The organism is Streptomyces flaveolus (genome assembly GCF_000716535.1).
Taxonomy (GTDB): Bacteria; Actinomycetota; Actinomycetes; order Streptomycetales; family Streptomycetaceae; genus Streptomyces; species Streptomyces flaveolus_A.
Genome location: NZ_JNWV01000088.1, coordinates 1 through 9584 on the forward strand (window position 1 = coordinate 1; position 9584 = coordinate 9584).

Consider the following 9584-nt stretch of genomic DNA (forward strand, 5'->3'; position numbering starts at 1 on the left):
TTGAACTCCGGCGGATAGTGCTTCATGACCACGGGACATCCGTTCTCCTGGACTCAAGATCCAAGTCTCTCGGGTGTCCAGGATCCGGGGTCAAGCCCCGTCTTCGCCTCGCCCGGATAGAGGTCAGCGATCCGCCGCATCGACAGGCCGGGCAGGTAGGCGACCTGGCAGCCGGTGTCGCGGGCCACCGTTAGCGGCAGAGCGCCGATCGAGGCCGGCTGGTCCACGACGACCAGGACGGTGCCGAACTTCTCGCGGAGCTTGTCAAAGACTTGCCTCAGTTTCGGTTCGGTGTTGGGCAGTTGCTTGTCGAAGACCTTCTTGCCGGCCGGGGTGAGTCCGTGTCCGTGGTGAGCGCTCTTCCCGACGTCCAGGCCCAGGAAGACGCCTATCTCGTCGTACTCGTTCAAGCCGTCCTCCCGAACGGGGCGTGCGGTGCTGGCCTGGGCGTTGGCGTCGTGCGCGCATCCACGTTATGCAGACCTGCCGCCTGCGACAGGCCGGGCGTTGCGCTCGGCCGGGCGGTAGTCGGACCTTTCATCAGCGTCTCCAACGGCGCCTCTCGGGCCCGGTGACACCACCCCCCAGGTCATCCGATCCAATGCCGTTGCTTTTGAGGTTGTCGGCCGGTTGAGTCGGTGTGCTGATATCCCGTCTGGACCGTCTGGGTCTGGGAGTGCTGACCCGGTCGTGCCCGCCAGAGCTGGTGGACCGGGTGGTCGATGAGGCCGGCCGCTCGGAGAAGCGCCGGCGTCTGCTGTCCGCTCGGTTCACGGTCTACTTCGTGCTGGCCATGTGCTTGTTCCCGCAGGCCGACTACTTGGAGGTCCTGCGTCTGGTGAAGACCGGCGATCCGGGACTGCGCCCCTGGACCGGAGTGAACAAATCCTCGTTGACCAGGGCCCGGCAACGGCTGGGATGGACCGTGATGCAGGAGCTGTTCCGGGCCGTGGCCCGGCCACTGGGCAGGGAAGACGATCTCTTCCGCGGGCTGCGGGTGCTGGCCCTGGACGGGACGCTACTGGCCGTGCCGGACTCGGCGGCGAACAACAACGCCTTCGGCAAGTCGGGATCACAGCGCAGTCCGATGGGGTATCCGCAGGCCCGCGTGGTCGCGGTGGCCGAGTGTTCCTCCCACGCCGTGCTCGACGCCGTGATCGGCGGGTTCAAGGAGTCCGAGCGGATCGTCTCCGACGCCCTGGACGCCCACGTCGGAAGCGGGACGCTGTTACTGGCCGACCGTGGACTGTGGGGCCTGGCCCGCTGGCACCGACTGCGCGACCAGGGCACTCACCTGCTGTGGAGGATCGAGCGGCGCAAGGCCCGCCGGGTCCAGGACGTGCTGACCGACGGCAGTTACCTGGCCCGGATTGAAGCGAACAAGCACAGCAAGGCGGCCGGAACGGTCAAGGCCCCACCGGCCCTGGTCCGGGTCATCGAGTACCGCGTCGACGGCCAGCCGGACATCGTCCGGCTGATCACCAGCCTGACCGATCCTGAAAAGTACCCGGCCGCCGAGCTTGCCGCGCTCTACGCCCGGTGCTGGGAGATCGAGCTGGTCTTCGACGAGATCAAGACCCACCAGCGCGGCCGACCGGTCCTCAGATCGCAGACGCCGGACGGGGTGCGGCAGGAGATCTATGCGCACCTGATCGTGCACCATGCCACTCGCGATCTGCTGGACGAAGCCGCCCGACTGCACCGCAGTACGGCAGAGCGGACCTCGTTCACCCGGGCTCTGCACGTCGTCCGCCGCACGGTGATCTCGCCGAGCGGCTTTTCCCCCCTCCGCCCGCAGACGGGACCGGCGCCTCGGACTCGCTGAGATCGGCCGCAGCCTGTTACCCCGCCGTCGGCCCCGTGACTGCCCCCGCAAGATCCGCTCGTGCATCACCGGCTACGGCAGCAAGGCCCCCGGAGAACCCGCCAGCCACCGCCGTTCCCCGGTCGTCGTCACCCTGAACCACCGATGGCACGACCACTAAAGCAACGGCATTGTCATCCGTTCGACAGGGGGGACCAGTCATGCCGGGACCGGAGGCCAGCGGCCCTCTTGCAGGACCGCGGAAAACATAACGGGGGGCAGCGAACTTTGATTGACTCCCGTTGTCTGAACTCGAGCGTCCTGGTTTCGTAGCCGGGATTTTCAGTAAGTGCCCGACTGCTTATAGTAGACCGGATTCCACGGGTAACCGTTGGTGGCAGAGAGGATGAGATACAGGGCGTATCCAGCGACCGAGATCCACGGGTCTGCATTGGTCACCCAGTAAGTGCTTTCCTGACGCCAATTGAACGAACCCATGCCTGGCACGAAGTCCGCTTCTACGTCGACGGGGGAGATCTGTACGTGACCGTTAGCATCTCTGACAGCAACCTGGCCCTGCCCGTTGGGCTCAATCCCGATTGCTGGCGGACTCACGAATCCAGGAGAGTGGTTGAGGCCAACGAGGCTTGGCGCACTCCAAGTAGGGCTGCCGTATGCTTGCCAGGAGCTATACACCTGACCATTCGTGCCGGTCCACACAATATAGATGCAGCCATTGTGAGCCCAATAGGTGTCGAGTGGGGTGAAGGTGATACCTGGGCCAAGGTTTGAGGTGGCATTGGGGACTCGCTGCGGTGTGTCGAAATGTCCCGGGAATGCCATGGAGGTGGTGCGCTGGTGGTACTGGGTGTAGATGTTGTTGTCTAGGCCCCGCCACGAGAGCATCCACTCCTCACCGTTGTTTGTGGTGAGGTTGGTCACCGCAGCGGGCGAGTACTCGCTCGTAGTGACATTTCCTGGGACCTGCTGCCAGCTTCCTAGAGTGAGGTGCCCGTCGTAGGAGATGGTGAAGCCTGCATAATAGATGTGCTGATCCGTGCCGGTGTGGAATACTCGCCATCCATACGCGGTCCAGATAATTCGCGGAGTTGCGTACGTCGTGGTGTTGGTCCAGGTGTACGCCGCAGCACCGTTGTAGGACACCTGTACTTGGTTGTTGCCATTGGCTGAAACAATAGCATGGTTGCCGTTGGGGTCGCGCGACTCCGAAACGCCGACGCGCGAGGTGACTTGCTGATTTCCGGCGTATTCGGCCTGCCAATCGTTCCACTCCCCAGGCTCAGCCGCAAAGGCGGTAGCGCCTGTCAGAGCAGTGACGGAGAGTGCAGTTGTGACGGCAACCGCACCCAGCATCGACCTGATCTTCCATTTTTTCAACACAACACACGCCCCTCATTTTTACTCAGGCTTCACTGGCCTGAGTGCCACATGGTGGATAATCGATGGAGGCGGGTTGCGTGACAGTTGGATGCTCCGATGACGCAGGAGCGCTTACCCGCTGTCAGTCGGTGCTTCGCAAGTCAAATCCCGAGATGTGTGCAGCGCGGATTACCGGCCCGCCTCGCATCAGATTCGGCCGCCCACGGGCCATCAGAGATGGCCGTAGTCGACAGCAAAAGCTTGCTCCGTCAACTATACAGCATGCCTGACAGTGGTTGGCCGCATTTTTACGCCAGCCGTCCACAGCGCTTGCAAGCAGCCGGCCGCCCCGAAACCCTGGCCTCCTCGCCCTCACCCCTCCCGGCCGGGACCCGACCGTGTGCGGCGCACCGCCTCCGACCACCCTGGACAGTCGGGGACACGCCTGTGGGCCGGTACCGTCCGATCAGGGCGCTGGCCACGCTGCCCGTGGCCTTGATGCCGACAGCGGCGACGCCCGGCGTTATGAAGGTCATTCTCGGTTCTACCATCGGGTCGACCGAAGCGAGCACGTTGTGTTCCTTGGGATGCTGATCACAGCACGATTGCGCCGCCGCCCGCGATGGCACCCGTGCCCAGCCGCCCGGCAGCAACCAGGCCACGCACCCGCCGCGGCCTACGCCGGCGACCCACCCCGATCCTCCGCCCGGACCCGGCCGCCAGCCCCACCGCTGTGGCCGATCACGTGCGGCGGCTGTGCGAACTCGTGCTGCGCTTCAACGACATCGACTCCCTGGCCGACTTCGCCGCCGGCTACGACCCCAGAGGCGCGCGCACCTTCCCCTGCCTGCTCTACACACTCGACCGGTATGAAAGCGCCCTGTACTGGTGGCGGTTCGCCGCCGGCGGCGAGGACCCCCTCGCCGCCCACCTGCTCGCCGCCCACCACGCCGCCGTCGGAGTCAGCCCCGACGCCCGCCTATGGCGGGCACAGGCCCGCATGCTCGGCTTCAGCCACGACAGCCACCTCCCCCGGTCCGTGAGGCCCGGCACCCATCTCGCCGAAGGGTTCGCCAGGACCGTCCCGTGGGGGAAATGCGCTGACCACCTTCATCAAGACCGCGCGCCTGCCCAGCGAACTGGCAATCCGCTGAACCGCCGGCAAGCACACGCGCACTCCTCGGGCGGGACAGCCGGGCCCGCACGCGTGGATGCGCGCACGGAGCGCAACCACCCGGTAAGGAACCGCCCGAACAGAGCAGGGGTCGGGCCTGCTGCGATGCGGGGAACGAGCCAGGCACCACCGCTCACAAGCGGCCCCCGGCCGATCGTTCCTTCACGGGCTGTGAGGCCAGGAGCGTGATTGCGGCGGCGACCGCCGCACGGACGATGGCTCGCATCGTGTGATACGTCACCGGCAGCCCGCACGTGTCCGCGCCACCGCACCCCGCCCGCGCAGGCAGACGGAGCGGGCCCAAGCTCCGGGGCGGGCCCAGGCGATCAGGCCACCCGTTCGGCTCCGTGTGCGTGCGCTGGCGAGGGGCACCCGCTGTGTGCGTTGTGAGGCCCTCCGATAAGGGTGTCGCGGCCAGTCCCCGAGTCTGATCGCGGCACCCGCCGGGCGCCGACGCACACATCCGGATAGGGAGCGGCTACCACGCTCGGCTGGCCCCGCCACCCACATGGGCGTCGCCGCAGTGGTCGCGGTGGTGACCCCAGGACATCCCGTCGACGAACCGACCGCTGTCATTGCCCAGGGTGTCGGAGCGGTTTTCCCCCACGTACGCCCGCCGACCCCGGTCAAGGTTCCCCGAGTCCCGGTCACCGCCACCGAACTGCTGCGCTTCGGGCACTCCTGGGCCACCGTCCACGCCATCCACGCCGCCCGCCCCTCCCCCGCCCATCCGAGCGGCCGGTTTCTGCTCACCCTGACGCCGAAGGCATATGCGGGCACCGGCGTCCAGGCCGTCCACCCCAGCCAGTAACCGGCCGGCGCGCACCCGGCGGGGCGGCCCCGTACCAGGGCGCACGCAAGAAGGGGCCGCCCCCAACCTCGCGGTCCTGACACACCCGAGGCAGGAACGACGGTATCCAGCGGGCGGCGAAAACGCTGCCCGGGTGCCCGGTCAACGAGGACTGCACGGGGAATTCCTCCTGGTCCCTGGAGTCGATAACACCAGCAGCACGACGCGCGCCCGTTGGGCTGTTGGACCCAACGGGGACTCGACCGCCCGGCGCCTCGCCGAACGGCCGACGCGGCGGTGAGAGAGTGGTCGTATGTGCGGTCGATACGTTGCCACCCGGAGCCCGCAGGACCTGGCGCAGCTGTTCCAGGCCGCCCAGTGGCCCATGACGGAGGCGCTCACGCCGAGCTGGAACATCGCGCCGACCGACGAGGTGTGGGCCGTCCTGGAACGCGCCCCGCGCGACGAGGGCGGTGCCGCGACGCCGGTGAGGGAGCTGCGGGCGCTGCGCTGGGGCCTGGTGCTGTCCTGGGCGAAGGACCCGAAGACCGGCGCACGGATGATCAACGCCCGAGTGGAGACCGTCCACGAGAAACCGGCCTACCGCCGCGCGTTCCTCAAACGGCGCTGCCTGCTCCCGGCGGACGGCTTCTACGAATGGCAGCCGGGTAAGGACCCGGCCACCGGCAAGGTGCGCAAGCAGCCGTTCTTCATCCACCCGGAGGACGGCCAGGTGATGGCGCTGGCCGGGCTGTACGAGTACCTCGACGCCATCGTGCTCCCCTCCACCTACTACTCCATGATGGACCTGGTCAACGTGCCTTCGCCCCTGATGTGCCAGCACGTACAACGCGCCGTGCAGGACAGTGATCATCGTCCCCGCGCCCGTCTCCCCGCACGACGGCACACCCGTGCTGCATCTCATCGGGGCAGCTCTCGGGGCGCACAACCCAGCCAGCGCCCCGTGAACCCTCAACTGTCCGGGCGCCATCCGCGTGTCGAGCGCGTGGCACCCGGAGGCGGAGCCGGCTGTGCCTGCTGCAGGTCGCGGCCCGGGTGGGGGGGGTTGGGCGGGTGAATGCGACGGGGGGTCTTGGGGGCAGCAACCACGATGGCGGTTGCCGCCCCCAAGACCCCCCGGAGGCGTGGGGTGTTTAGACGTCATTTCAGTTGGAGCCGTCGGTGGCATATGAGGGTCGCGGCGATAGCGGTGAAGGCGAGGAAGTGCTCTGGCTTCCGCTCGTAGCGGCGGTGGAGGCGTCGGCAGCCGGAGAGCCAGGACACGGTCCGTTCCACGACCCAGCGGTGCCGACCCAGTCGTTGAGACGACTCGACGCCCTTGCGGGCGAGGCGGTGCCGGATGCCACGGGAAGACAGCCAGCGCCGCAGGTGCTGGTAGTCGTACCCCTTGTCTCCGTGCAGCTTGCCGGGCCGTCGGCGTCGGGGACCGCGGCGTGAGCGAATGGGCGGGATGCCCCGGACGAGCGGGATGAGGGCCTGGCTGTCGTGGAGGTTCGCGGCGGAGATGCCGATCGACAGCGGCAGTCCGCGGCGGTCGACGATGAGGTGGATTTTCGATCCCTTCTTGCCGCGGTCGGTCGGATTCGGTCCCGTCAGCTGCCCCCTTTGAGGGCCCGGACGCTGACGGAGTCGATCGCGCACCGCGACCAGTCCAGCCCGCCCCGGGAACCGAGTTCGTCCAGGACCAGGCGGTGGAGCTTGGCCCACACCCTGGCCTCGGTCCACTCGGTGAACCGGCGGAAGGCGGTCACTCCCGACAGACCGAACCCCGGTGGCAGCTGGTTCCAGGTGCATCCCGAGGTAGCCACGAAGATGATCGCGGCCAGCACCTCGCGATCCCCTCGCCGGCGATGCCCTCCGCCCTGCGGGCGGACCGGCGCCGGCGGCACCACCCGCTGGAACAACTGCCACAGGTCTTCCGGCACCATCCGCTCGACAAGCACAGCAGTCATCGCCCCAGACTGCCGCAAGATCACGCCAACTGAAATGACTTCTTAGCTAACTAAGCGCCGGCGTCCCGCTGGAGGACCCGCGCGTCGGCGACCTGATCGCCGTGCCGGTCACCGGCGCCTACACCTACGCGCTGAGCAACAACTACAACGGCGCGCGCCGCCCTCCGGTGGTTTTCGTCCACGACGGTGCGCACCGCGCCGTGGTGCGCCGCGAGACCTACGCCGACCTGATGCGTCGCAACCTGCCGTAACGGCACCCTTACTGAGCTTGAACTGGTGGTGTCGTAGGGGCTGACGTGGCTGTTGACTGCCGTATCACCGGGGCCTGCGGTATCCACACGGGGGCGGGTTGACCCCCAAGCGGCCGGGAGGTTCGCCCGGGGCGAGGCGAGTTCGGGGAGCGCGCGCCGTCGAGCTGATGGACGGCAACACGCTGCGCGCCTGCGCCGAGGTCGACTGCGTTCCCGGCGACTGGTGCGACATCCCGCAGGAGAACACCGCGCTGCTCGTCGAGTTCCGTGCCACGACGGAGGAAGACCACCTTACCCACCAGCGGGCAGCCGCGGAGGTGATGGAGGGGCTGGAGCTGGTGACCCCGGTGCCGTCGGTGACGAACACCTTCGTCACCGACCCGGGCGTCGTGCACATGTACTGGCACGCCCGCGAAGCGTTCATGACGGCCGTCGGCAAGGCCCGGCCCACGGGTACGACTTTGATCACCTAGGACTTCGCGGTCCCGCCCTCCCACCTGGCCGAGGTGTGCGAGTCCCTGCTGGAGATGCAGCGGCGTTACGGCTACGACGCCGCCGTGGCTGGCCATGCCGCCCACGGCAACCTGCACTTCCTCCTTGTCTTCGACGCCGCTCGTCCCGAGGACGTCGAGCGGTACGCGGCGTTCATGGAGGAGTTCTGCGCCATGGTGGTCGACCGGTTCGACGGCTCCTTGAAGGCGGAGCACGCCACCGGCCGGAACATGGCTCCGTTCCTCGAGGCCGAGTGGGGCCTCCGGGCCACCGAAGTGATGCGGCGGATCAAGCAGGCGCTCGACCCGCAGGGCGTGCTCGCCCCTGGCGTGGTCCTCGACCGCGACCCCCGGGCCCACCTGAAGCCCTCAGCAGCGTCTGCTTTTGATCGACAACCGGCCTACCGGGCATCATGCTCTCACTCTCCAACCACTCCAACTCGCCTGGCGGGTTGATGGACTCGTGGTCTTGTTTTTTGACTCGTCAAGGATATAGAGTGTTTCTCATTGCGAGGAGTTACCCTTTGGGGGCCGATCTTTAATCCCATTCATCAGAGGCAATACGGTAGTCCTATCACCGCCCCTCAAGTGCGTCATGGAGGAAATAATGTCCAAGCGGATTCAGAGTTATTTTGATCTGTTCAACTTCAACGACGGTCCTGCCTCGCCACAGAGGTTCAAGGACGTTTTCACCGAGAAGGCGTTGTTCCAATACGGCGGGGAGCGCGTCCTGGGCATGAAAGCGCTAGTCGAATACCATCAGGACCTGATGTCCGGCTGGACAAGCTCCGCTATTACTTGGGCCGTGATATCCGAGGGCGGCGACAGTTTGACGGCCGAGTGGTCGCAGACTTATACCGGCACTGATGACCAGCCTGGCGTGCGGTCCGGAAAGGTCATCGCTCACTTCACCCTCGGCGGACTTATCGCTGAGCTTTACACCTTCCTTGAGCATGACACCAGAGACGAGGGGAGGGTGCTTCTCGGCAAGCACCTGGACGTCTGGTGGGTCAGGGACGACTCCGATGAGCGGTTGGAATTGATGAAAGGGATTTACGCAGATGGCATCACCTTCGTCGACCCAGCTGCACCTGCCCAGGGCCACGCGGAACTAAATGCTCACATCCCCAAAACTCCAGTACTCGCCGACAGTCGAATCGGACAGTACTTCGCCACCTTCGACCATCTGCTGTACCGTTGGGAGACGCATTCTGAGGACGGAACTTACGTTGCAGGGTGGGAGTATCTCCATTTCCAGGGCCAACTGATCGACAACATTGCTGTCTTCACTGACATTGATTTCTCAGCAATCGCCTGACGAATGTGCCGCGTACCCTTCTTCTCGGAGAGTGCGGTCTCCGGCCCCCCGAGTACGGCCGCGACCCAGGGGGCTGTCGATAAATGACTCCTCTGTTTCTGAGGGCTGTTGGCCCATAGGATTCGGGTTTGTCGGAGAGATCGAGGCGGGGCTAGCCTCGGACTAGCCCCCATCCGCCCAGTGCCTAGGAGCACCCCGGTCACAAACGTCGCCCCCCATGCGTACCGTGGCTTGAGTTCCGTGGGCGGCACCCACGAGTTCCTGGCCTGGCTCTCCCAGCGCGGCAGGTGGCTCTCCTACTCGGTAAGGGCTTGCAGATCATTAACACGTCTTCTTGATCTTGTCGTTGGGGTCCCTGCTGAGGGCGATGACACGGGCTTGGAGGGTGGCGAGGGCAGCGGGT

General features: G+C 66.2%; 7 protein-coding genes and 2 pseudogenes. 6 read left to right on the plus strand and 3 right to left on the minus strand.

All coding sequences use genetic code 11. From position 1 onward, the window contains the following. Positions 1-98 precede the first annotated feature (98 nt). A pseudogene (locus OO52_RS44930) lies at positions 99-410 on the minus strand (IS110 family transposase); the annotation flags it as partial. Between the two features lie 230 nt (positions 411-640). Here OO52_RS44930 and OO52_RS44935 point away from each other — a divergent pair. Continuing rightward, positions 641-1825, plus strand: a complete 1185-nt coding sequence (locus OO52_RS44935) for an IS4 family transposase (RefSeq protein WP_234340016.1) — start codon at positions 641-643, stop codon at positions 1823-1825. A 321-nt stretch (positions 1826-2146) separates the two neighbouring features. Here OO52_RS44935 and OO52_RS51315 read toward each other — a convergent pair whose 3' ends face one another. After that, complete coding sequence (locus tag OO52_RS51315; protein ID WP_158712680.1) at positions 2147-3202, minus strand: hypothetical protein; 1056 nt, start codon at positions 3200-3202, stop codon at positions 2147-2149. A gap of 1664 nt (positions 3203-4866) precedes the next feature. Here OO52_RS51315 and OO52_RS54460 point away from each other — a divergent pair. Further along, positions 4867-5169 carry a hypothetical protein gene (locus OO52_RS54460; RefSeq protein WP_037631112.1) on the plus strand — a complete coding sequence of 101 codons (303 nt, stop codon included), beginning with the start codon at positions 4867-4869 and terminating at the stop codon, positions 5167-5169. 292 nt (positions 5170-5461) lie between these two features. Continuing rightward, on the plus strand, positions 5462-6226 hold the full coding sequence (locus OO52_RS49170) for an SOS response-associated peptidase (protein ID WP_078877598.1): 765 nt from the start codon (positions 5462-5464) through the stop codon (positions 6224-6226). A gap of 83 nt (positions 6227-6309) precedes the next feature. Here OO52_RS49170 and OO52_RS49175 read toward each other — a convergent pair. Then, positions 6310-7121 (minus strand): IS5 family transposase gene (locus OO52_RS49175; protein ID WP_199820073.1). Its coding sequence is split into 2 segments (ribosomal slippage): positions 6310-6771 and positions 6774-7121, totalling 810 coding nucleotides; the frame shifts between segments, so codons are not numbered across the junction. A gap of 101 nt (positions 7122-7222) precedes the next feature. On the opposite strand from OO52_RS49175, the gene OO52_RS49180 reads away from it, so the two are divergent. The 3 genes and pseudogenes from OO52_RS49180 (at position 7223) to OO52_RS44965 (ending at position 9181) form a co-directional block, all read left to right on the plus strand. Continuing rightward, a complete protein-coding gene (locus tag OO52_RS49180) occupies positions 7223-7372 on the plus strand; it encodes a hypothetical protein (RefSeq protein WP_234340017.1) in 150 nt (49 codons plus the stop codon). Positions 7373-7518: 146 nt separating this feature from the next. Next, positions 7519-8229, plus strand: a pseudogene (locus OO52_RS49185) (FAD-binding oxidoreductase); the annotation flags it as partial. 241 nt (positions 8230-8470) lie between these two features. Then, positions 8471-9181 (plus strand): nuclear transport factor 2 family protein, encoded by a 711-nt coding sequence (locus OO52_RS44965; RefSeq protein WP_030658801.1) that lies wholly within the window; start codon positions 8471-8473, stop codon positions 9179-9181. Positions 9182-9584 lie beyond the last annotated feature (403 nt).

Coding starts and splice junctions, on each gene's coding strand:
- OO52_RS54460 (WP_037631112.1), top strand. CDS start 4,867: ATGGGCGTCGCCGCAGTGGTCGCGGTGGTGACCCCAGGACATCCCGTC.
- OO52_RS49170 (WP_078877598.1), top strand. CDS start 5,462: ATGTGCGGTCGATACGTTGCCACCCGGAGCCCGCAGGACCTGGCGCAG.
- OO52_RS44965 (WP_030658801.1), top strand. CDS start 8,471: ATGTCCAAGCGGATTCAGAGTTATTTTGATCTGTTCAACTTCAACGAC.